The sequence below is a fragment of the Streptomyces sp. CA-249302 genome (assembly GCF_050936785.1).
Classification (GTDB): Bacteria; Actinomycetota; Actinomycetes; order Streptomycetales; family Streptomycetaceae; genus Streptomyces.
On the sequence record NZ_JBNJMG010000001.1, the window covers coordinates 1,669,979 to 1,693,757 of the forward strand.

The following is a 23,779-nucleotide window of genomic DNA, read 5'->3' on the forward strand; positions in this document are numbered from 1 at the left end:
CGGGCCCCCAGCCCCGGCACCGGTCAGGCGCGCACGCCGTCCATCGCGGCCCCCGGCCTCCCCGGCACCAGCGGCAACGGCTCGGCCGGCTCCAGCTCGGGATCGTCAACCCGAAACGTCCGCACCCGCCCCACCTCCGACTGCGGCGTCTCGAACCGCACGGTCACCCGACCCAGCCCACTCCCCTGCACCCACCCATGCCCGAACTCGGCATGCCGCACATCGTGCCCCGCGGCCCACCGCCGCTCGCCGCCCCCCGCGTGCGCCTCTTCAGCGCTCTCCTTCCCCTCCTCCACCGAATGCTCCGCATCGGCCTCTTCGCTCACCCCCACCCCCGCGGCCTGCGCGAACAGATCCTCCTGCGTGTAGTCGGCAAGCCCGCTCACCCCGACCCCCAGCAACCGCACACCCCCCGTCGTGTCCACGGACTCCAGCAACCGAGCCGCAGCCTCCCGCACCACACCCGGATCATCCGTGGGCCCCCGCAACGTCTCGGACCGAGTCAGCGTCGAGAAGTCGTACCGGCGCACCTTCAACACGATGGTCCGCCCCGACAACCCGGCGCCCCGCAGCCGCCGCACACACCGGTCCGCCAGCCGCTGCACCTCCATCCCGACCCGCAGCCGGTCATGGATGTCCACGTCGTACGTGTCCTCGACGGACACGGACTTGGCCTCCCGCTCGGCCACCACGGGCCGGTCGTCACGTGCCAGCGCCATCGCGTACAGCGCATGCCCGTGCGCCTTGCCGACCAGCCGTACGAGCTCGTCCTCCCCCGCCTCGGCGAGCTCGTCGACCGTGGTGATCCCGGCCCGCCGCAGATGGTCCCCTGTCGCGGGCCCCACACCCGGCAGGATCCGCACCGGCATCGGCCCCAGCATCGCCCGCTCGGTCCCCGGATCGATCAGCACCAGCCCATCGGGCTTCGCCTCCTCGGAGGCGATCTTGGCGAGCATCTTGGACGCGGCGAGCCCCACGGACCCGGTGAGCCCGGTGCCCGCCCGTATGTCGGCCCGCAGCTTCTCCCCGACCAGCCGGGCCGACGCCTCGTCCCAGGCCGCCTCCCCGGCCTCCAGATCCACGAAGGCCTCGTCCAGGCTCAGCGGCTCCACCAGCGGCGACAACGAGTGGAGCAGCCCCATCACCTGCTCGCTGATCGACCGGTAGAACCCGAAGCGCGGCACCAGATACGCGGCGTTCGGCGCCAGCCGCCGCGCCTGCCCCATCGGCATCGCCGACCGCACCCCGAAGACCCGCGCCTCGTACGAGGCCGTGGCCACCACCCCACGCGGCCCCAGCCCGCCCACGATGACCGCTTTCCCACGCAGACTCGGCTTGGACGCCTGCTCCGCCGAGGCGTAGAAGGCATCCATGTCGAGATGCAGGATCGTGGGCGCGTTTCTCACATCTCCGATGCTGCCCTACGCCACTGACAATGGCCCCGAACGACCGTCCGGCCCCGCCCGCACCACCCCGAGCGGTCGCTCAGACGGCCCGGTTGCGCCGCCGCGCCAGCTCATCCGCGGGATTGTGCCCGACCAGGGTCTCGCCGGTGTCGATCCGCTCGCCGTGCAGCTGGGACAGCGCGCTCTCGACGTCCCGCCACACCACTCCGACGGCGATCCCGAAGATGCCCTGTCCGCCCTGGAGCAGCGCGTGGACCTCGTCCGGCGAGGTGCACTCGTAGACCGTGGCGCCGTCGCTCATCAGCGTCATGCGCTCCAGGTCCCGGAAGCCCCGCTCGCGCAGGTGCAGCACCGCGGTCCGGATGTTCTGCAACGAGACGCCGGTGTCCAGGAACCGCTTGACGATCTTCAGGACGACGACGTCCCGGAAGCTGTACAGCCGCTGCGTCCCCGACCCGTAGGCGGGCCGCACGCTCGGCTCGACGAGGCCGGTGCGCGCCCAGTAGTCCAGTTGCCGGTAGGTGATGCCGGCGGCGGCGCACGCCGTCGGCCCGCGATAGCCGATCTGCTCGGACGCCATGGACGCCGCCCCTCCGCTGCTCGGCACGGCCGCCGGTCGCTGCGGAGCGTGATCGGCCGCGCTGCTGTGAAGCGGGTACGGGCCACTGTCCCCGAGACTGCGTCCCGGGGCACCCCCAGCCGTACCGTCGCCGCTGCTTCTCACGCCGACCTCCGTCCTTGACCTGCCTCCTCGACGGTAGGCAGCCACCCGGGGTGCGTCAACGACCGCCACACTCGGCACGCCGAGTGATAATCACCCTAGGAGTGGTTTCCCGTACCCCACCGCGGGGAAAGGCTAGCCGAATGCGCTCGGGACGGGCCGCAGGACTCTCTCACACGCCGGTGGCAAATGCCAGCATTTCAGTGGTCACCGGACACAGCCGACCGGTCACGGACCGCTGATCCGGCGGACCGGCCCCGTCTCACTGGCTGCTGGTGCCGAAGTCCTCCGGCGAGATCTGGTCGAGGAACTCGCGGAACTTCTCCACCTCGTCCTCCTGCTCGTCTGGAATCGCGATGCCCGCGTCGTCGAGCACGCCGTCGCTGCCGTAGATCGGCGTTCCGGTGCGCAGTGCCAGCGCTATGGCATCGGACGGACGGGCGCTCACCTCGACCCCGCTGGCAAAGACCAGCTCCGCGTAGAAGACGCCCTCACGCAGGTCCGTGATGCGCACTTCGGTGAGCTCCTGGCCGACGGCCTCCAGCACGTCCTTGAACAGGTCGTGGGTCAGCGGTCGTGCGGGGGCCATGCCCTGCTGGGCGAAGGCGATCGCCGTCGCCTCCCCGGGGCCGATCCAGATGGGGAGGTAGCGGTCGCCTCCCACTTCACGCAGGAGCACGATCGGTTGGTTGGAGGGCATTTCGACCCGGACACCTACGACATCGAGCTCGTTCACACAGCAACCCTAGGACGTGCCCGGGACGTTTGGGTAGTCGGGCAGAGAACGGGGGGTCGATCCGGCCTTCGCACACCCGCCCGGCTCAGGGCAGGCGTACGCCGAGCGCGGTCTGCACGAGGGCCGCGTGCAGCCGCACCGTGAGCGCCGCCAGCTCCTTCGTACGAGCCTCGGCGTGCGCCCTTGTCTGCGGATTGCGGTGGCGCCTGAGCGGGGCCACCACCTGGTCCACGAGCCCGGCCTCACGGTCCGCGGCGGCCTTCATCACCCGAAGGTGGCGCGGCTCGATCCCGAACCGCCCCAGCTCCACGACGAGCGAGGCCACGGTGACCGCCTCGGCGTCGTAGGCACCGTCCGGCAGCGGTGCGAGGAGTCCGTACGACTCCCACTCCCGGAGCTCCTCGTCGCCGATGTCGGCCGCCGCGAGCAGCTCCGCCCGCCCGATCCGGGCCGCCGTGGGGCCCTCGGAGACCTCCAGGACGGGCTCACCGTCCCGCTGACGGCCCACGGTGGGCAGAGGGGCGGCCTCGCCGCGCTCCATGGCGTCCAGATGCTCGCGGATCACCTTGAGGGGCAGATAGTGGTCCCGCTGCATCCTCAGGACGTGCCCGAGGCGCTCGACGTCCCCGGCGGTGAACTTCCGGTACCCGGAGGGCGTCCGCTGCGGCTCGATCAGCCCCTCCGACTCCAGGAACCGGATCTTGGAGATGGTCACTTCGGGGAACTCGTCGCGCAGCACGGTCAGCACCGTGCCGATGCTCATCAGCTCCGTGGCGGCGGTGCCGTGTCCGGCACCACCGCTCGGTGTTTGAAGCATGGACCTTCCCTGGGGGTTCCCCGGACGGAGCCCGGGGGCGGGTCAGTACCCGCGCTGGCTCGCGTAGAACACCAGCCGGTACTTGCCGATCTGCACCTCGTCACCGTTGTTGAGGCCGACCTGGTCGATCCGCTCGCGGTTGACATACGTGCCGTTGAGGCTGCCCACGTCGGCCACCGTGAACGAGCCGTCCTGGCCGCGGCGGAACTCCACGTGCCGGCGCGAGACCGTCACGTCGTCCAGGAAGATGTCGCTCTGCGGATGACGCCCGGCCGTGGTCAGGTCGCCGTCCAGCAGGAAGCGGCTGCCCGAGTTCGGGCCACGGCGCACCACCAGGAGCGCGGAGCCCAGCGGCAGCGCGTCCACGGCCGCCTGTGCCTCCGGCGAGAGCGCCGGCAGCTGGGTCTGGCCGGTGACCTCGGCGTCGTACGCCTCGAGGCCGGAGATGGAGATCGTGGACGTGGTCTCGGACGGCCGCTCGGGGGTGGCCCCGGGCCGCAACGGGGCGCCGCAGTTGGAGCAGAAGCGGCTGTTCTCCGCGTTTCGGTTACCGCACCTCGTACACACCAGGGCCGACATAGGGGAAAACCCTCCACCCGTACTTGAGGTTGACGGTTGCCCGAAACCTATGCCGCCGGACTGCGCAGGGTCAACAGACGGCGCGCCCTGACCTCCGGAAATGTCACCGCCCGGACCACCGACCTGATCGCGGAACAGCGGGCGCTGCCCCTCTGCGTCTGGCTGTGCGCGATGGCGAGCGGTCGCGTTGTTGTCGCTGCCCTCTCGCGCGCTCTTGCCGAACAACCTCTGAAACAACTTCACGGGCGATTCCCCTTGACCGAAACAGACCCGCCCGTGGGGCAGGACGAACCCTGACTCAATACGCCGGCCGACCCGGACATCCTCACAACGTCCGTAACCACCAGACAGTTTCCACCACGCACCACCCATTCGGTGCGCCGACCCCCCGCAACCTCATGCCCCTGCCGGTCGTCCCCCATGCACCGCCGGTTCACTGGGAGGACGACCGAGCGTAGTCAGGCTGCTTCGCGGCTCGCAAGGCGTCCACGACGATCTTGCTCGCTCGCTCCACGGTGACCGTGGCCTGCTCCTTCTCGAGAGTCTGCACCACGCCTCCAGGGATGTTGAGCGCCGGCTCGAGATCCGCCGGCTTGCCGATGACCTTGAAACGGTAGGGAGCGTTGATCTTGTTCCCGTCGACGCTCACGCTCTTCCCGGAGTCCGTGAGGTAGGTGCCGGCCACCACGCGCACGTCGTTCACCTGGATCGCCTCCGCCCCGGCCGCGCGCAGCTCCTGGATCGCGTCGAGCAGCATGTCCGCCTCGACCGTTCCCTTCGTATCGTCGATCGTCATCGTGATGCCGGGCCCCTGCGCGGCCACCGTGCCCGCCAGAATGCCGAGTTGCTTCTCCTTCTCGACGGTCTGCTTGCGGGCCTCCTCGGCCTGGTCGGAGCTGTTCTCCAGCTCGTCGCGCTGCTTCTCCAGCCCCTGCTTCTCGTCCTCAAGACGTTGAGTACGGTCGTCGAGTTCATCGAGGATGCGAACAAGATCTTCCTGACGCGCGCCGCGCAGGGCACTGTCGCTGTCGCTGTTGGAGGCGACCTGGACGGCCAGCCCGAAGCCGAGGCCGAACAGCAGCACCGCCACGATGAGTTGGGCCCGGGTGACCCGCGGCGGCCACAGCCCCTTGCCCAGCCGCTGTCGTCCGGTCAGCTCGGGCTGCTTCTCCTCGGGAGCGTCGGCGGCCTCGGGAGCCTCCGCGGGCACCTCTTCGGGCAGTTCCTTGCGCAGCCTGTTCTCGGGCGTCTCTTCCTTGTCGCTCATCGGCCTCACGCCCGGAACACGTGCCGGCGGATCGCCGCGGCGTTCGAGAAGATGCGGATGCCGAGAACGACGACGACACCGGTGGACAGCTGGGCGCCCACGCCCAACTTGTCGCCCAGGAACACGATCAGCGCGGCGACGACCACGTTGGACAGGAACGACACCACGAAGACCTTGTCGTCGAAGATGCCGTCGAGCATGGCCCGCAGGCCGCCGAACACGGCATCCAGCGCCGCGACGACGGCGATCGGCAGATAAGGCTCGACGACCGCCGGAACCTCAGGCCGGACCAACAGTCCGGCCACGACTCCCACGACGAGGCCCAGTACGGCGATCACGATGTGCCCTTCTCAGTCTTCTCGGTGCTCGGTTGTGCGGTACGTACGATCACACTCGGTGCGGCGGGCAGCCGGAGGTCGTCCTCGACGGAGATGCCGGTCCGGATGCCGTAGTTCTCTTGCAGGGCGTGCAGATACAGCCCGTCGGCGCTGTTCTGGAACCTGGTGCTCAACTGCTTGCCGTTCCCCACGGCGAGCACCGTATAGGGCGGAACCAGTGGCTTGTTGTCGACCAGTATCGCGTCACCCGCGGCCCTGATCGCCGACAGCGCCGTCAGCCGCTGCCCGTTGATGGAGATGGCCTCGGCCCCCGACTCCCACAGCCCGTTGACCACGCGCTGCATGTCGCGGTCGCGGACCCGGCCGGTGTCGGAGAAGTCCGAGGTCTCGCGCGGGTCGCCGTTGCCGCCACTGGTCGCTTCCTTGGCGTCGTTGACGACCAGTTTCACGCCAGGACCGTGCACTTCGACCGCGCCCGACAGGATGCCCACGAGTTCGCTCTGGTCCCCGCCGCCGCTCTCCCTGAGCGCCTCGCGCTGGCTCGCGCTCACCTCGTCGCGCAGCTTGTCGACGGAGCCCTCCAGCTTGTCCGCCGCCGCGGTCTCCCGGTCGATGCGGTCGATCAGCTCCTCGCGCTCCTTGGCCACGACCGGAGCCGCCACGCGCGCCTGTGCCGCTCCCACGGTCACCACGAGGGCGGCGAGCACGAGTCCGGCGGCCAGGCCGAGTTTGGCACGGAGGGTCTTCGGCAGGCCGCCGGCACCGTCCGCCTTCTTACGGGCGGCCGCCTCGGCATACCCGTCGTCGAGGCTGTGGTCCATGACGTTGGTGAGCAGCGACATGGATGCGTCCGGACGCGAGGGTCGCGTGGGTGTGCTCCGAACGGGGGGCTGCTGCGGCATGCCGCACATCGTCGCACGTCGCGCCCACTACCTCCGAATGGCCCCACCGGCGTGCCGGACAGGCCCCCTTGAGGACACCTGCCCGGCACGCGCGCGTGCTGCGTCTTTCAGCGCCCGGCGCTGTCCACGACCGCCGACCACTCGTCGAGCAGGACCTGCGCGGAGGCGTCGTCCGGCCCCTCCGCCCACAGATGGGTGACCGCCTCCGCGGGGTCGGGCAGCACCATCACCCAGCGCCCGTCGGTCTCCACCACCCGCACGCCGTCGGTGGTGTCCACGAAGCGGTCTCCGGCCGCCTCGACGACCCGCCGCATCACAAGTCCCTTGACGGCCCAGGGAGTCGCCAGATCCCGCTTCAGGACGTGCGCACGCGGGATCCGGGCGTCGATCTGGCTGAGCGTGAGCTGCGTCCGCGCCACCAGCCCGATCAGCCGTACGAAGGCCGCCGTACCGTCGAAGACACTGCTGAACTCCGGGACGATGAAACCGCCCTTGCCGTCCCCGCCGAAGATGGTCGACTCGTCGCGGCCGACCCGGGTCAGGTCGTCGGGCGAGGTCGTCGTCCACTCCACCTGTGTCCCGTGGTACGCCGCCACCTGCTCAGCGATACGCGTGGTGGTCACCGGCAGCGCCACTCGCCCACTGCGCCGCTCCGCCGCCACCAGGTCGAGCATCACGAGCAGCGCCCGGTCGTCCTCGACGATCCGCCCCTTCTCGTCGACCAGCGACAGCCGCTCACCGACGGGGTCGAACCGCACTCCGAAGGCGGCGCGCGAGGACGCCACAATCTCCCCGAGCCGCACCAGCCCCGACCGCCGTACATCCGCGGTCTCCGTGGGCCGTGACTCGTCGAGACCCGGGTTGATGGTCAGCGAGTCCACACCCAACTTGCCGAGCAGACTGGGCAGCACGAGCCCCGCGCTGCCGTTCGACGCGTCGACGACGACCTTCAGCCCGGACTCGGCGATACCGGTCGTGTCGACATTGCGCAGCAGCGACCCGGTGTACGAGTCGAAGACACTGGCCGGGAAATGAAGGTCCCCGATCTCGCCCGGGAACGCCCGCCGGTACTCCTGCCGCGCGAACACCCGGTCCAGCTTCCGCTGGCTGCCCTGCGACAGATCGGCGCCCTGTCCGTCGAAGAACATGATGTCCACGGAATCCGGCACCCCGAGCGTGGTCCGGATCATGATCCCGCCGGCACTGCCACGCGCGGTCTGCTGCCGGGCGACGGGCAGCGGTACGTTCTCCAGGTCTCTTACGTCGATGGCGCTGGCCTGCAGCGCGGAGATCACCGCCCGCTTGAGCGCGCGGGCTCCTCGGGAGTGGTCGCGGGCCGTGGTGACGGTGGAGCCCTTCTTGAGCGTCGTCGCATAGGCGCCTGCGAGGCGCACCGCGAGCTCGGGCGTGATCTCCACGTTCAGGATGCCGGACACCCCACGGGCACCGAAGAGATGGGCCTGGCCCCTGGACTCCCAGATGACCGAGGTGTTGACGAAGGCACCGGCCTCAATGGTCTTGAACGGGTAGACCCGTACATTGCCCTGAACGATCGATTCTTCACCGATCAGGCACTCGTCGCCGATGACCGCGCCGTCCTCGATCCGTGCGGCCCGCATGATGTCGGTGTTCTTTCCGACCACGCATCCGCGCAGATTGCTGTGCTGCCCGACGTACACGTTGTCGTGGACGACGGCCTTGTGCAGAAAGGCACCGCTCTTCACGACGACGTTCGAGCCCACGACGGTGTGCTCGCGGATTTCGGCACCGGCTTCGACCTTGGCGTAGTCGCCGATGTAGAGCGGCCCGCGCAGAACGGCATCGGGATGCACCTCGGCACCCTCAGCCACCCACACACCCGGGGAGATCTCGAAGCCGTCGAGCTCGACGTCGACCTTGCCCTCCAGGACGTCGGCCTGCGCCTTCACATAGCTCTCATGCGTACCTACGTCCTCCCAGTAGCCCTCGGCGACATAGCCGTAAATCGGCTTGCCTTCCTTCATCAACTGCGGAAAGACATCGCCGGACCAGTCGACGGGCACATCGGCCTCGACGTAGTCGAAGACCTCGGGCTCCATGACATAGATGCCCGTATTCACCGTGTCGGAGAAGACCTGCCCCCAGGTCGGCTTCTCCAGGAAGCGCTCGACCTTGCCCTCTTCGTCGACGATCGTGATCCCGAATTCCAGCGGATTGGGCACACGGGTCAGACACACGGTGACGAGCGCACCCTTTTCCTTGTGGAAATTGATGAGCTCGGTGAGGTCGAAGTCGGTCAGCGCATCGCCGGAGATGACGAGGAAAGCGTCGTCCTTCAACGCCTCTTCGGCGTTCTTGACGCTTCCTGCGGTACCGAGTGGCTTCTCCTCGTTGGCATAGGAGAGCTCCATTCCGAGCTCTTCGCCGTCCCCGAAGTAGTTCTTGACCAATGAGGCCAGGAACTGGACAGTTACGACGGTCTCGTTCAGCCCATGCCTTTTGAGCAGCCTGAGCACATGCTCCATGATCGGGCGGTTGGCCACGGGTAGGAGCGGCTTGGGCATGCTTGAGGTCATGGGGCGAAGGCGTGTGCCTTCACCTCCGGCCATCACGACGGCCTTCATGTCGGAAGCGTCCTCCTCAAAGAGACGACGGTCTAGCCGACTTCACCCGTCCAGATTGTCCCGCACTTTTCCACCGGAAGCCATCGAGCCGCTACGGCCGGAGCAATCGGCGAGTTCAGTCGGCCATGGCGTCCGCACGGATCAGGCGGCGGACTTGTACCACGTAGAGGACTCCTGCCCACCAGTACAGCGTTGTACCCCAACCTGCGAACGCCCATCCGAAAATAGCAGCGAGTGACGCGATCCATCCAGTTCCGTCACTGAGCAGGAGCAACGGGAAGGCATACATCAGGTTGAAGGTGGCCGCCTTCCCCAGGAAGTTCACCTGCGGCGGCGGATAGCCGTGCCGACGGAGGATGCCCACCATCACCAGCAGGACCAGCTCTCGCGCCAGAAGTACAGCGGTCAACCAGATCGGCAGAATCTCGCGCCAGGTGAGACCGACCAAAGTCGAGAGAATGTAGAGCCGGTCGGCCGCGGGATCGAGAAGCCGGCCGAGGCTGCTGATCTGGTTCCAGCGACGCGCGAGCTTGCCGTCCAGGTAGTCGCTGATCCCACTCAGGGCCAGCACCAACAGCGCCCAGCCGTCACTCTTCGGCCCTCCGAACTCGGGCCTGAGAATCAGCCACAGGAAGATCGGTACGCCGGCGAGACGCGCCATGCTGAGGATGTTGGGGATGGTGAGGACCCGGTCCGTCTGGACGCGGGTCTCCTGGACCTCCACCCGGGAGCCTCCTGTGGGAAACGAGCCAACGATGCCCCCTGACCTTACCTCAACGCAAAAAAGCTCTGGCTCTTGGGCTTGAGTGCCCAAGAGCCAGAGCTCTAAAAGGAGTTCGGCGGCGTCCTACTCTCCCACAGGGTCCCCCCTGCAGTACCATCGGCGCTGTAAGGCTTAGCTTCCGGGTTCGGAATGTAACCGGGCGTTTCCCTCACGCTATAACCACCGAAACACTATGAAGTTAGACCGGGAACATGACACGGTCGTTGCCTCAGAACTAACACAGTGGACGCGAGCAAATATGGACAAGCCCTCGGCCTATTAGTACCGGTCACCTCCAGCAGTTACCTGCCTTCCAGATCCGGCCTATCAACCCAGTCGTCTACTGGGAGCCTTACCCCATCAAGTGGGTGGGAATACTCATCTCGAAGCAGGCTTCCCGCTTAGATGCTTTCAGCGGTTATCCCTCCCGAACGTAGCCAACCAGCCATGCCCTTGGCAGAACAACTGGCACACCAGAGGTTCGTCCGTCCCGGTCCTCTCGTACTAGGGACAGCCCTTCTCAATATTCCTGCGCGCGCAGCGGATAGGGACCGAACTGTCTCACGACGTTCTAAACCCAGCTCGCGTACCGCTTTAATGGGCGAACAGCCCAACCCTTGGGACCGACTCCAGCCCCAGGATGCGACGAGCCGACATCGAGGTGCCAAACCATCCCGTCGATATGGACTCTTGGGGAAGATCAGCCTGTTATCCCCGGGGTACCTTTTATCCGTTGAGCGACGGCGCTTCCACAAGCCACCGCCGGATCACTAGTCCCGACTTTCGTCCCTGCTCGACCCGTCGGTCTCACAGTCAAGCTCCCTTGTGCACTTACACTCAACACCTGATTGCCAACCAGGCTGAGGGAACCTTTGGGCGCCTCCGTTACTCTTTAGGAGGCAACCGCCCCAGTTAAACTACCCATCAGACACTGTCCCTGATCCGGATCACGGACCCAGGTTAGACATCCAGCACGACCAGACTGGTATTTCAACGACGACTCCCCCCGAACTGGCGTCCGGAGTTCACAGTCTCCCAGCTATCCTACACAAGCCGAACCGAACACCAATATCAAACTGTAGTAAAGGTCCCGGGGTCTTTCCGTCCTGCTGCGCGAAACGAGCATCTTTACTCGTAGTGCAATTTCACCGGGCCTATGGTTGAGACAGTCGAGAAGTCGTTACGCCATTCGTGCAGGTCGGAACTTACCCGACAAGGAATTTCGCTACCTTAGGATGGTTATAGTTACCACCGCCGTTTACTGGCGCTTAAGTTCTCAGCTTCGCCACACCGAAATGTGACTAACCGGTCCCCTTAACGTTCCAGCACCGGGCAGGCGTCAGTCCGTATACATCGCCTTACGGCTTCGCACGGACCTGTGTTTTTAGTAAACAGTCGCTTCTCGCTGGTCTCTGCGGCCACCCCCAGCTCACCGAGTAAATCGGATCACCAGTGATGGCCCCCCTTCTCCCGAAGTTACGGGGGCATTTTGCCGAGTTCCTTAACCATAGTTCACCCGAACGCCTCGGTATTCTCTACCTGACCACCTGAGTCGGTTTAGGGTACGGGCCGCCATGAAACTCGCTAGAGGCTTTTCTCGACAGCATAGGATCATCCACTTCACCACAATCGGCTCGGCATCAGGTCTCAGACACATGGTGTGCGGATTTGCCTACACACCGTCCTACACCCTTACCCCGGGACAACCACCGCCCGGGCTGGACTACCTTCCTGCGTCACCCCATCACTCACCTACTACAGGTCTGGTCCGTCGGCTCCACCACTCCCCTTTGCCCGAAGGCTCCGGGGCGGCTTCACGGACTTAGCATCGCCTGGTTCGATGTTTGACGCTTCACAGCGGGTACCGGAATATCAACCGGTTATCCATCGACTACGCCTGTCGGCCTCGCCTTAGGTCCCGACTTACCCTGGGCAGATCAGCTTGACCCAGGAACCCTTAGTCAATCGGCGCACACGTTTCCCACGTGTGAATCGCTACTCATGCCTGCATTCTCACTCGTCAACCGTCCACAACTCGCTTCCGCGGCTGCTTCACCCGGCAGACGACGCTCCCCTACCCATCACAGCCTCCGTTGGGAGTATTGCTGCAATGACACGACTTCGGCGGTACGCTTGAGCCCCGCTACATTGTCGGCGCGGAATCACTAGACCAGTGAGCTATTACGCACTCTTTCAAGGGTGGCTGCTTCTAAGCCAACCTCCTGGTTGTCTGTGCGACTCCACATCCTTTCCCACTTAGCGTACGCTTAGGGGCCTTAGTCGATGCTCTGGGCTGTTTCCCTCTCGACCATGGAGCTTATCCCCCACAGTCTCACTGCCGCGCTCTCACTTACCGGCATTCGGAGTTTGGCTAAGGTCAGTAACCCGGTAGGGCCCATCGCCTATCCAGTGCTCTACCTCCGGCAAGAAACACACGACGCTGCACCTAAATGCATTTCGGGGAGAACCAGCTATCACGGAGTTTGATTGGCCTTTCACCCCTAACCACAGGTCATCCCCCAGGTTTTCAACCCTGGTGGGTTCGGTCCTCCACGAAGTCTTACCTCCGCTTCAACCTGCCCATGGCTAGATCACTCCGCTTCGGGTCTTGAGCGTGCTACTAAAACGCCCTGTTCGGACTCGCTTTCGCTACGGCTACCCCACCCGGGTTAACCTCGCAACACACCGCAAACTCGCAGGCTCATTCTTCAAAAGGCACGCAGTCACGAGGCAAGCACAAGTGCTCGCCCGACGCTCCCACGGCTTGTAGGCACACGGTTTCAGGTACTATTTCACTCCGCTCCCGCGGTACTTTTCACCATTCCCTCACGGTACTATCCGCTATCGGTCACCAGGGAATATTTAGGCTTAGCGGGTGGTCCCGCCAGATTCACACGGGATTTCTCGGGCCCCGTGCTACTTGGGTGTCTCTCAAACGAGCCGCTGACGTTTCGACTACGGGGGTCTTACCCTCTACGCCGGACCTTTCGCATGTCCTTCGCCTACATCAACGGTTTCTGACTCGCCTCACAGCCGGCAGACTGTGAAAGAGAGATCCCACAACCCCGTATACGCAACCCCTGCCGGGTCTCACACGCATACGGTTTGGCCTCATCCGGTTTCGCTCGCCACTACTCCCGGAATCACGGTTGTTTTCTCTTCCTGCGGGTACTGAGATGTTTCACTTCCCCGCGTTCCCTCCACTTGCCCTATGTGTTCAGGCAAGGGTGACAGCCCATGACGACTGCCGGGTTTCCCCATTCGGACACCCCCGGATCAAAGCCTGGTTGACGACTCCCCGGGGCCTATCGTGGCCTCCCACGTCCTTCATCGGTTCCTGGTGCCAAGGCATCCACCGTGCGCCCTTAAAAACTTGGCCACAGATGCTCGCGTCCACTGTGCAGTTCTCAAACAACGACCAGTCGCCCATCACACACCACTCACGCGGTGCTTCACCGGGGCCGGCGTCGAGGGAATTCATTCCCTCAGACACCCAACAGCGTGCCCGGACCGGTCCCGCCCGGAGATCATGCTTTCCACGCCCCCGAGAGGGCAGTACTCACAGCCTCCGACCCGTGAACCGGACCGAATAATCAACGTTCCACCCATGAGCAACCGTGCAAGACATTTGCCTGCAGTCGGCTATTGCTCCTTAGAAAGGAGGTGATCCAGCCGCACCTTCCGGTACGGCTACCTTGTTACGACTTCGTCCCAATCGCCAGTCCCACCTTCGACAGCTCCCTCCCACAAGGGGTTGGGCCACCGGCTTCGGGTGTTACCGACTTTCGTGACGTGACGGGCGGTGTGTACAAGGCCCGGGAACGTATTCACCGCAGCACTGCTGATCTGCGATTACTAGCAACTCCGACTTCATGGGGTCGAGTTGCAGACCCCAATCCGAACTGAGACCGGCTTTTTGAGATTCGCTCCACCTCACGGTATCGCAGCTCATTGTACCGGCCATTGTAGCACGTGTGCAGCCCAAGACATAAGGGGCATGATGACTTGACGTCGTCCCCACCTTCCTCCGAGTTGACCCCGGCGGTCTCCTGTGAGTCCCCATCACCCCGAAGGGCATGCTGGCAACACAGAACAAGGGTTGCGCTCGTTGCGGGACTTAACCCAACATCTCACGACACGAGCTGACGACAGCCATGCACCACCTGTACACCGACCACAAGGGGGCGACCATCTCTGGCCGTTTCCGGTGTATGTCAAGCCTTGGTAAGGTTCTTCGCGTTGCGTCGAATTAAGCCACATGCTCCGCTGCTTGTGCGGGCCCCCGTCAATTCCTTTGAGTTTTAGCCTTGCGGCCGTACTCCCCAGGCGGGGAACTTAATGCGTTAGCTGCGGCACCGACGACGTGGAATGTCGCCAACACCTAGTTCCCACCGTTTACGGCGTGGACTACCAGGGTATCTAATCCTGTTCGCTCCCCACGCTTTCGCTCCTCAGCGTCAGTAATGGCCCAGAGATCCGCCTTCGCCACCGGTGTTCCTCCTGATATCTGCGCATTTCACCGCTACACCAGGAATTCCGATCTCCCCTACCACACTCTAGCTAGCCCGTATCGAATGCAGAACCGGGGTTAAGCCCCGGTCTTTCACACCCGACGTGACAAGCCGCCTACGAGCTCTTTACGCCCAATAATTCCGGACAACGCTTGCGCCCTACGTATTACCGCGGCTGCTGGCACGTAGTTAGCCGGCGCTTCTTCTGCAGGTACCGTCACTTGCGCTTCTTCCCTGCTGAAAGAGGTTTACAACCCGAAGGCCGTCATCCCTCACGCGGCGTCGCTGCATCAGGCTTCCGCCCATTGTGCAATATTCCCCACTGCTGCCTCCCGTAGGAGTCTGGGCCGTGTCTCAGTCCCAGTGTGGCCGGTCGCCCTCTCAGGCCGGCTACCCGTCGTCGCCTTGGTGAGCCGTTACCTCACCAACAAGCTGATAGGCCGCGGGCTCATCCTTCACCGCCGGAGCTTTCAACCCCCACAGATGCCTGCAGGAGTGGTATCCGGTATTAGACCCCGTTTCCAGGGCTTGTCCCAGAGTGAAGGGCAGATTGCCCACGTGTTACTCACCCGTTCGCCACTAATCCCCACCGAAGTGGTTCATCGTTCGACTTGCATGTGTTAAGCACGCCGCCAGCGTTCGTCCTGAGCCAGGATCAAACTCTCCGTGAATGTTTTCCCGTAATCGGGACTACACACACGAGAGCGGAACCACCGGAGGAATGATCCGGCAGTTCACAGCGTCCTCGCTGTGTTTTGTTTCAAAGGAACCTCGTCCCGACCATGACGGCCGGAGACGGGGTATCAACATATCTGGCGTTGATTTTTGGCACGCTGTTGAGTTCTCAAGGAACGGACGCTTCCTTTGTACTCACCCTCGCGGGCTTTCCTCCGGGCTTCCCTTCGGTGTTCCAGACTCTATCAGTGTTTTTCCGTCCCCCTGACCACCGTCCTGCAGGCATGCAGAAGGCGACCCCGAGATAGGATCTGACGAGTATGGGTGCTGCTGAGCAAGGACGCTCGGTCGCGCCGCTCGGTCTCAAGCAGGAGTACGACTGTACACGGGGCCGCGAAGCGGGTGCAAATCGATTGAGCTGGTGGTCTAGACCACTAACCGGTATCTTTCATGCGGAACCGGCACTTCATATGACATACGCTGCTGCCCAGTGTGCCGTCCGGGACTGGCAGTGACGGCCCGTACATGAATCTCCACCCCTGGGAGGCTCCCATGACCACCGTGACGTCCCCTTTGGCCGGACGCGCCATCGGACTGGCGGCCGTGCCTGATCCGGTCTTCTCCGGAGCCATGGTCGGCCCGGGTACGGCGATCGATCCCGTCCGTGAGCCCTCCGAGGCCGTCGCTCCCGTGGACGGCGTCATCGTCTCTCTGCACCCGCACGCTTTCGTCGTCGTCGACGAGCACGGGCACGGAGTCCTCACTCACCTCGGCATCGACACCGTGCAGCTCAACGGCGAGGGCTTCGAGCTCCTCGTGAACAAGGGCGACACCGTGACGCGCGGCCAGGGCGTCGTGCGCTGGAACCCGGCCGCCGTGGAGGCCGCAGGCAAGTCCGCGGTGTGCCCGGTGGTGGCGCTGGAGGCCACCACCGAGGCCCTCTCCGATCTTCGTGACGACGGCGATGTGAAGGCCGGCGACAGTCTCTTCGTCTGGAAGTGACGTCAGTGCCGTCGTATGACGGCGAGTAGGACAACCATCGCGGCGGCGGGACCCGCCGCACTATCGGAGACGGGTGAGATGGAGACAACGCTGCGAGGCGTCGGCGTGAGCCACGGTGTGGCGATCGGCGAGGTTCGGCACATGGGAACGGCGGTGCTTGAGCCGCCTGCCAAGCAGATCCCGGCGGAGGACGCGGAGCGCGAACAGGGGCGCGCTCGCCAGGCCGTGGAAGCTGTGGCGGCCGATCTGATGGCGCGCGGCAATCTGGCGGGGGGCGAAGCCCAGGCGGTGCTCGAGGCGCAGGCCATGATGGCCCAGGACCCCGAGCTGATGTCGGACGTCGAACGGCGTATCGCCGTCGGGAGCACGGCTGAGCGTGCCGTGTACGACGCGTTCGCCGCGTACCGCGCCCTGCTGGCCGGTGCCGGTGAGTACCTCGCCGGTCGGGTGGCCGACCTGGACGACGTGCGGAATCGTATCGTCGCCCGGCTGCTCGGGGTTCCGATGCCGGGCGTCCCGGACAGCGACGAGCCGTACGTGCTCATTGCGCGTGACCTTGCGCCTGCCGACACGGCGCTGCTGGACCCGACGCTGGTCCTCGGCTTCGTCACCGAGGAGGGCGGTCCGACCAGCCACAGCGCGATTCTGGCGCGGGCGCTCGGGGTGCCGGCCGTGGTGGCGCTGCCGGGTGCCGGTGAGCTGGCCGAGGGAACGGTGATCGCCGTGGACGGCAGCACCGGCGAGATCTTCGTGAACCCCAGTGCGGACAAGCGGGCCCAGTTGGAGGCCGCGGCCGCCGAGCGCAAGGCCGCGCTGGCCTCCTCGACCGGGCCGGGCGCGACCTCCGACGGCCACAAGGTGCCGCTGCTGGCGAACGTCGGCGGTCCGGCTGACGTACCCGCTGCCGTCGAGGCCGGGGCCGAGGGTGTCGGTCTCTTCCGCACCGAGTTCCTCTTCCTGGACGACAGCAAGAACGCTCCGTCGGAGGAGAAGCAGGTCGAGGCGTACCGGCAGGTGCTGGAGGCGTTCCCCGAGGGTCGTGTCGTGGTCCGTGTCCTGGACGCGGGCGCGGACAAGCCGCTGGACTTCCTGACGCCGGCCGACGAGCCCAACCCGGCACTGGGTGTGCGCGGTCTGCGGACGCTGCTCGACCATCCCGAGGTGTTGCGCACCCAGCTGACGGCGCTCGCGAAGGCGTCGGAGGGGCTGCCCGTCTACCTCGAGGTGATGGCCCCGATGGTCGCGGACCGTGCCGACGCCAAGGCGTTCGCCGACGCGTGCCGTGAGGCGGGTCTGCGGGCGAAGTTCGGGGCGATGGTCGAGATTCCGTCGGCCGCACTGCGGGCTCGGTCGATCCTGCAGGAGGTCGAGTTCCTGTCGCTGGGGACCAACGACCTGGCCCAGTACACCTTCGCCGCCGACCGTCAGGTCGGCGCGGTGTCCCGGTTGCAGGACCCGTGGCAGCCCGCGCTGCTCGACCTGGTCGCGCTGTCCGCGGAGGCAGCCAAGGCCGAGGGCAAGAGCTGTGGCGTCTGCGGTGAGGCAGCGTCCGACCCGCTGCTGGCATGTGTGCTGACCGGTCTGGGTGTCACCTCTCTCTCCATGGGGGCGGCGTCGATTCCTTACGTCCGGGCGACGCTGGCCAAGTACACGCTGGCCCAGTGCGAGCGGGCCGCCGCGGCCGCCCGGGCCACGGAGAGCGCCGAGGAAGCGCGCAACGCGGCTCAGGCGGTGCTGTCCGGCGAGTAGGAGCCGGAACGGCTTTTCCTGAGGGGCGCTCCACCTGCGGGTGGGGCGCCCCTTTGCGTGTTCAGTGACGGTGGCCCGGTGCTTCTCCTTCCTGTCCAAGGTCGGGCGGCACGCAGTAGTCGACGTCGGATTCCGGGGAGATCAGGTCGCCGGACTCGATGTCGGTGCAGTAGGCGTCGAAGACCTCGCCTGCGGTGAGCGGTTCGAGGCCTTCGCCGCGCAGGCGCCAGCCGTAGATGCGGTCGCCGGTCTCGGGGGTGGTGGTGCGCATGACGAGTCCGCCGGGGCTCTGGGTGGCAATGCCGAGCGCCAGCACCGTGGTGAACTCGAGGGCTTCGGCCTCGTCCAGTTGGATCGCACCTTCGTCGTCCTCGTCCGCGTGGAGGACGGAGACGAGGGTTTCCGGTGTCGCCTGGACGCTGCAGACGAGGTGACGGTTGCCGGGTCCGGCGGTGTCGAGGATGCGGACGAGGAGGCCGGATGCGCGGGCGAAGGCGGCGCGGCCGATGTCCTCGCCACAAGAGGCGCAGGCGCCGAGTCGGGCCAGGAGTGTGGACGCGTACTCCCACGTGGCCTGTCGGACGGCTTCGTCGACGAGGGTCGGGACGAGGTCGGTCAGGGGTTGGCCGTCGTAGGGAACGGTCGGTCCCGTGCTCGCCAGTTCCGCGGTGAAGCGGGTGCGGCTGGACGGGATGTCGGGGTCGAGGCCCGCGTCCGTGCAGAACTCGGCGTACTCCTGCGGGTCGAAGAGGGCGACGGTGGTGTGGCTGCCCTGGGAGGCGCGTGTCTTGAGGAGCGCCTCCACCTGATCCAGGTAGGTCTTGTGGTTGTCGAAGGTGAAGGTGCGATAGCGGCGCATGGCACGGAAGTCGTGCTCGTCGGTCAGAAGGCCGATGGTGCCGGCGATTTCGCGGCGCAGGACGCGGCGCATGGTCTGGTGGTCGGTGTGCCTCATCTTTTCCCCCTGTGCACAGTCGATCAATGCTCACTCACAGTAACGGGCGGCACTGACAACGGCGTCCGGGCGAGGCGTTCGCGGACCAGTCGATGCTGGAACATGCAGGTCAGGGCGATGGTGGCACCGAAGGCCGTCCAGCCGACAGGGCCCGTGGCGATGGCCGCGGTGACGGCGAGTGGTCCGACGCTGCGCTGGGCGGACTGGGCCAGGCCGTGGACGCCGAGATAGGCGCCCTGCGCGGTGTCGGGTGCCAGGGCGACGGAGAGTTCCCAGGAGACGGTGGCGTGCAGCATCTCGGCCAGCGTGAAGAGGATGGCTGCGGTGGTGAGGAGCAGTACGCCGGTGACGGCTCCGCCGGTGGACGAGAGCGCCAGGGCGAGACCGCCGAACGCGAAGGCGGCCGACAGCGGGATCAGGAGCGCTCGGGCGGCGGCCGTGGTCGTGCCGAAGCGGGCCAGGGGGACCTGGAAGGCCACCACCATCACGTTGTTGAGGACCATCAGCAAGGGCGCCAGGCCGTGTGGTGCGTTGCTCGCGTGCGCGATCCACAGAGGCAGACCGACCTTGAAGACGGCGTCGTCCAGGAAGAGGACGGTCTCCGTGGCGACGTAGGCGAGGTAGGTGCGGTCGCGCCAGGGGTTGGGCGGCTTGGCCTCCGGTGTCGCGGCCTTCGAGGTGGTGACGGTGCGAGCGGCGGACGGTGGCTCGCCGCAGCGCAGGGTGAGGAGCGCGGAGGCGACGAAGGACACGGCGTCGCCGGCGAGGAGCCACTGGTACGCGGTGGTGGTGCCGAGGGCGAGGGCTGCCGCTGCGGCGAGGCCGCCCAGGGCCCAGCCGACGTTGGCGACGGTGCGCTGCACGGCCTGGTAGCGGACCCGGTCGGGTCCGGCCGTGCGGGTGGCGTAGAGCTTGGTGAGGACGCTCGCCGCGCGGTCGCCGAGGCTTCCGACCGCCGCGAAGGCGAGCAGCAGGGCGTAGTCGTTCGTGGTGAGGAGCGCGAAGGAGGCCAGGGCGCGCAGGAGTTGGAGGGCGATCAGGACGCGGGTGAGCGGGAACCGATCGGCGAGGCGGCCGCCCAGCGGTGCGCCGGCGATGCCGATGGCCCCGGCCGTCGCCGCGAGGGTGCCGACCTGGGCCACGGAGAGGCCGGACACGTAGGTGAAGTACAGGACGGACACCGAGGCCCACAGCCCGCTGCCGGTGCGGTCGACGAGGGCGACGGCGAGCATTCTGCGTCCGTCGGGCCCTCCGGGTATCCGCCTCGACCATGCGGCTGCGCTGCGCATCGGATGCACTGGTCTCCCTTGCCTCGACTTATGTATTGATACATAATTGGAAACGTGGCAATACAATATGGGATCAGTGGTACGACGGCCAAGGGAATTGCCGCGTCCGTCGAACGGGGCGTGGCGGAGGGCGCGTTGGAGCCGGGAGCCGCGCTGCCTCCGGTTCGGCGGTTGGCGGACGACCTCGGGGTGAGTGCCGGGACGGTCGCCACGGCCTACAAGGAGCTGCGACGGCGCGGGATCGTCGTCACGCGCGGGCGTGGCGGGACGGTGGTGGCGCCCGCACCCGCCGTGGCCTCGCGGCGGCCGCCCAGGGTTCCGGAGGGGCTACGGGACCTGGCCGGCGGGCATCCGGATCCCAGGCTGCTCCCCGCTCTCGTACCGCCGTCGCGCCTGTCCCCCGGCGCGCGGTCGCACCGTTCGACTCCGAGGCTGGCGCGGCTGGAGGACGCCGCTCGGGACTGGATCGGGGCCGACGGTGTGCCCGTGGAGCATGTGACGTTCGCGCACGGGGCGCTGGATCTGATCGGGCGGCTGTTGTCCGTGGAGTTGCGGCCCGGCGATGCCGTGGCGATGGAGGACCCGGGGTATCACCATCTGCTGGACCTGGTCACGGCGTTGGGGCTGCGGATCGTGCCGGTGGCCGTGGACGACGAGGGTGTGCGGCCCGAGGCTCTGCGCGGGGCGCTGCGGGCGGGTGTACGGGCTGTCGTGTGCAGTCCTCGGGCGCAGAATCCGTACGGCGGCTGCTTCTCCATGGCGCGTCGGGACGTGCTCGTGGAGGTGCTCCGGGACGAGCCGGACGTGTTGGTCGTCGAGAACGACCATGCTTCCTCGGTCGCGGCCGCGCCTCTGCACTCGTTGACCGAAAGCGGGCCGACGCGCTGGGTGCACGTGCGGACGGTGAGCAAGACCCTCGGGACGGACCTGCGGTGGGCGGCCGCGGCGTGTGACGCGACCACGCTGGCCCGGCACGACGGGCGGTTGCTACTGACCTCGGGGTGGGTCAGTCATCTGCTCCAGGACACCGTGCACGGGTTGCTGACCGACACCGCCACGCGCGCGTTGGTGGCGCGTGCCCAGGAGACGTACCAGGAGCGCCGCGGCGCCCTCCTCCGCGAGCTGGGCGATCGTGGCATCCCCGCGCGGGGAGCCAGCGGGATGAACCTGTGGGTGCCCGTGCGGGACGAGTCGGCCGTGGTGAACGGACTGCGGTCGTACGGCTGGTGGGTGGCCGCCGGGGCCAGGTTCCGGCTGTCGTCGGCACCGGGCGTGCGGATCTCCGTGGCGGAGCTGGAGCCGGTCGACGCGGTGCGGCTGGCCTCGGACTTCGCCGCCGTGCTCGGCGAGTCCGAGGCCACCTACGGCGGCTGACGGTCAGGCGCGCTTGCGGGCGAGGTCCTCGTAGAAGGACAGCAGGTCGAGGTTGTCGATGGAGCCGGGGTTGACCGCCTTCTCCAGTGGAGTGCCCTGGAGGAGGCGTTTGACCGGGACCTCGATGCGCTTGCCGGTTAGGGTGTGCGGGACGCCCGGGACCTCGATGATCTCGTCGGGGACGTGCCTCGGGGAGAGCTGTTCGCGGATGGTCTGCTTGATGCGGTCGAGCAGGGCCTCGTCCAGGACCGCACCGGGGGCCAGGTGCACGAAGAGGGGCATCCAGTAGCCGCCGTCGGGCTGTTCGATCCCGATGACGAGGGATTCCTTGATCTCCGGGAGGCGCTCCACAGCTTCGTAGATGTCCGCCGAGCCCATCCGCACGCCCTGGCGGTTGAGCGTCGAGTCCGAGCGGCCGTGGATGACCACGGAGCCACGTGAGGTGACGGTGATCCAGTCGCCGTGGCGCCAAACGCCGGGGTAGGTGTCGAAGTAACTGCCGTGGTAGCGGCTGCCGTCGGGGTCGTTCCAGAAGCGGATCGGCATCGACGGCATGGGGTTGGTGACGACGAGCTCGCCGACCTCGTCGATGAGGGGCTCGCCGCTCGGGTCCCAGGACTGCAGGTCCGTGCCGAGGCCGGCTGCCTGGAGTTCACCGATGTACACCGGGAGGGTCGGCACGGCTCCGGCGAAGCAGGAGCACACGTCCGTGCCGCCGCTGACGGACGCGATCCACAGGTCGTCGCGGACCTCGTCGTGCAGCCAGCGGAACCCGTCGGGCGGCAGCGGTGATCCGGTGGTGGCGACGCAGCGCACCTTGGAGAGGTCGAAGTCGCGCGCGGGGTGGACGCCGGCCTTGCGGCAGGCCATGACGTAGGCCGCGGAGGTGCCGTAGAGGGTCGCTCCGGTGCGCTCGGCGATGCGCCACTGGGCTCCTGTGTCCGGGTATCCGGGGCTGCCGTCGTAGAGCACGATCGTGGTGCCGGTGAGGAGTCCGGAGACGAGGAAGTTCCACATCATCCAGCCGGTCGACGTGTACCAGAAGAAACGATCCTCGGGGCCCAGGTCGCAATGCAGGCCGAGCTGCTTGAGGTGTTCGACGAGGATGCCGCCCTGGGACTGCACGATGGCCTTGGGCAGGCCCGTCGTACCCGAGGAGTAGAGCACCCACAGGGGATGGTCGAAGGGGACCTGCTCGAACTCGGGCTCCACGTCCGCGCCGGTGAGGGCCGACCACTCCAGGGCTCCGTCCGGGGCCGCGGTGCCGAGCAGCGGGATGTGGACCACGGCGCGCAGCGTGGGCAGTTCGCGGCGGAGTTCGGCGACGATCTCGCGCCGGTCGTGCTCCTTGCCGCCGTAGCGGTAGCCGTCGACGGTGAACAGGACGACCGGTTCGACCTGCTGGAAGCGGTCCAGGACGCTGCGGGCGCCGAAGTCGGGGGCGCAGGACGTCCAGACGCCGCCCACGGCGGCCGTGGCGAGGAGAGCGACGACGGCTTGCGGAACGTTCGGGAGATAGCCGCTGACGCGGTCTCCGGGGCGTACGCCGAGGGCGCGCAGCTCGGCCGCCAGGGAGCCGACCTGGCGGCGCAGCTCGGACCAGGTGACCGGGCTCGCCTCGTGCGTCTCGTCGACATACAGGAGGGCCGCTTCGTCCGCGCGGGTCGCGGCCGCGCGCAGCGCGTGCTCGGCGTAGTTCAGGGTCGCCCCGGGGAACCACTGGGCGCCCGGCATCGAGCGGTCGCCGAGTACGCGCGCGTAGGGCGTCGAGAACCGTACGTCGAACCACTCGGTGACGGCTCTCCAGAAGGTGTCCAGTTCGTCGACGGACCAGCGATGCAGTGCCGCGTAACCGCCCTCGGCCGGGGCGCCGTGCCGCTCGGCCGCCCAGGCCTGGAACTTCGTGACCTGTGCCTGCGCGATGCGTTCCGGATCTGGCTGCCAGAGCGGCTGGGGGTTCACGGTCGACATGGGGCGGCTCCCGGACTGTGCGCGTCGTGTGCGTCGGTCGCGCACGTGCTGGGGTGTGCGCGTGACGCGGCTGACAGGGACGATGCCATGTGATCGACTTCTACACCAGGGTGCGCCCCAC

The 23,779-nt window shown here is 66.7% G+C and carries 16 protein-coding genes and 3 rRNA genes; 3 read left to right on the forward strand and 16 right to left on the reverse strand.

The window, feature by feature from the left end; translation table 11 throughout:
• Window positions 1–23 precede the first annotated feature (23 nt).
• The 13 genes from ACQEWB_RS07555 to ACQEWB_RS07615 form a co-directional block, all read right to left on the reverse strand.
• Entirely contained in the window at window positions 24–1,406 is a 1,383-nt protein-coding gene (locus ACQEWB_RS07555; RefSeq protein ID WP_432828356.1) for a DNA polymerase IV, read from the reverse strand.
• Between the two features lie 79 nt (window positions 1,407–1,485).
• Window positions 1,486–2,130, reverse strand: a complete 645-nt coding sequence (locus ACQEWB_RS07560) for a MerR family transcriptional regulator (protein WP_432828358.1) — start codon at window positions 2,128–2,130, stop codon at window positions 1,486–1,488.
• A gap of 259 nt (window positions 2,131–2,389) precedes the next feature.
• Window positions 2,390–2,863: a bifunctional nuclease family protein gene (locus ACQEWB_RS07565; RefSeq protein ID WP_004002801.1), complete on the reverse strand. Its 474-nt coding sequence runs from the start codon at window positions 2,861–2,863 to the stop codon at window positions 2,390–2,392.
• Between the two features lie 85 nt (window positions 2,864–2,948).
• On the reverse strand, window positions 2,949–3,680 hold the full coding sequence (ftsR, locus tag ACQEWB_RS07570; RefSeq protein WP_432828362.1) for a transcriptional regulator FtsR: 732 nt from the start codon (window positions 3,678–3,680) through the stop codon (window positions 2,949–2,951).
• Between the two features lie 42 nt (window positions 3,681–3,722).
• Entirely contained in the window at window positions 3,723–4,631 is a 909-nt protein-coding gene (locus ACQEWB_RS07575) for an FHA domain-containing protein (protein WP_432828364.1), read from the reverse strand.
• A gap of 61 nt (window positions 4,632–4,692) precedes the next feature.
• The gene (locus ACQEWB_RS07580; protein WP_432828366.1) at window positions 4,693–5,526 is read right to left on the reverse strand and encodes a DUF881 domain-containing protein; all 834 of its coding nucleotides are present in this window, start codon (window positions 5,524–5,526) and stop codon (window positions 4,693–4,695) included.
• 5 nt (window positions 5,527–5,531) lie between these two features.
• Window positions 5,532–5,864: a small basic family protein gene (locus ACQEWB_RS07585; RefSeq protein ID WP_003988855.1), complete on the reverse strand. Its 333-nt coding sequence runs from the start codon at window positions 5,862–5,864 to the stop codon at window positions 5,532–5,534.
• Window positions 5,861–6,766: a DUF881 domain-containing protein gene (locus ACQEWB_RS07590; RefSeq protein ID WP_432828371.1), complete on the reverse strand. Its 906-nt coding sequence runs from the start codon at window positions 6,764–6,766 to the stop codon at window positions 5,861–5,863. Before ACQEWB_RS07590 ends, ACQEWB_RS07585 begins: the two co-directional genes overlap by 4 nt.
• 107 nt (window positions 6,767–6,873) lie before the next feature.
• Complete coding sequence (locus ACQEWB_RS07595) at window positions 6,874–9,369, reverse strand: sugar phosphate nucleotidyltransferase (protein ID WP_432828373.1); 2,496 nt, start codon at window positions 9,367–9,369, stop codon at window positions 6,874–6,876.
• A 115-nt stretch (window positions 9,370–9,484) separates the two neighbouring features.
• Entirely contained in the window at window positions 9,485–10,093 is a 609-nt protein-coding gene (locus ACQEWB_RS07600; protein ID WP_432828375.1) for a CDP-alcohol phosphatidyltransferase family protein, read from the reverse strand.
• 110 nt (window positions 10,094–10,203) lie between these two features.
• Window positions 10,204–10,320, reverse strand: a 5S ribosomal RNA gene (gene rrf, locus ACQEWB_RS07605).
• A gap of 71 nt (window positions 10,321–10,391) precedes the next feature.
• Window positions 10,392–13,511, reverse strand: a 23S ribosomal RNA gene (locus ACQEWB_RS07610).
• A gap of 277 nt (window positions 13,512–13,788) precedes the next feature.
• Window positions 13,789–15,314: ribosomal RNA gene (locus tag ACQEWB_RS07615) — 16S ribosomal RNA — on the reverse strand.
• Together the 16S, 23S and 5S rRNA genes form the textbook arrangement of a ribosomal RNA operon.
• 556 nt (window positions 15,315–15,870) lie before the next feature.
• Between ACQEWB_RS07615 and ACQEWB_RS07620 the strand changes: the two genes are divergently transcribed.
• Both ACQEWB_RS07620 and ptsP read left to right on the forward strand, forming a co-directional pair.
• Window positions 15,871–16,320, forward strand: a complete 450-nt coding sequence (locus tag ACQEWB_RS07620) for a PTS sugar transporter subunit IIA (protein WP_432828377.1) — start codon at window positions 15,871–15,873, stop codon at window positions 16,318–16,320.
• 78 nt (window positions 16,321–16,398) lie between these two features.
• Window positions 16,399–18,069: a phosphoenolpyruvate--protein phosphotransferase gene (ptsP, locus tag ACQEWB_RS07625; RefSeq protein ID WP_432828379.1), complete on the forward strand. Its 1,671-nt coding sequence runs from the start codon at window positions 16,399–16,401 to the stop codon at window positions 18,067–18,069.
• A gap of 61 nt (window positions 18,070–18,130) precedes the next feature.
• Here the strand turns inward: ptsP and ACQEWB_RS07630 are convergent, their stop codons facing one another.
• Window positions 18,131–19,024 (reverse strand): hypothetical protein, encoded by an 894-nt coding sequence (locus ACQEWB_RS07630; RefSeq protein WP_432828381.1) that lies wholly within the window; start codon window positions 19,022–19,024, stop codon window positions 18,131–18,133.
• A 23-nt stretch (window positions 19,025–19,047) separates the two neighbouring features.
• Window positions 19,048–20,256, reverse strand: coding sequence for an MFS transporter (locus tag ACQEWB_RS07635; protein ID WP_432828383.1), 1,209 nt, complete (start codon window positions 20,254–20,256; stop codon window positions 19,048–19,050).
• Window positions 20,257–20,367: 111 nt separating this feature from the next.
• Here ACQEWB_RS07635 and ACQEWB_RS07640 point away from each other — a divergent pair, with 111 nt between their 5' ends.
• Window positions 20,368–21,687, forward strand: coding sequence for an aminotransferase class I/II-fold pyridoxal phosphate-dependent enzyme (locus ACQEWB_RS07640; RefSeq protein ID WP_432828385.1), 1,320 nt, complete (start codon window positions 20,368–20,370; stop codon window positions 21,685–21,687).
• Window positions 21,688–21,690: 3 nt separating this feature from the next.
• On the opposite strand, the gene ACQEWB_RS07645 is transcribed toward ACQEWB_RS07640, so the two are convergent.
• On the reverse strand, window positions 21,691–23,658 hold the full coding sequence (locus ACQEWB_RS07645; protein WP_432828387.1) for an acetoacetate--CoA ligase: 1,968 nt from the start codon (window positions 23,656–23,658) through the stop codon (window positions 21,691–21,693).
• Window positions 23,659–23,779 lie beyond the last annotated feature (121 nt).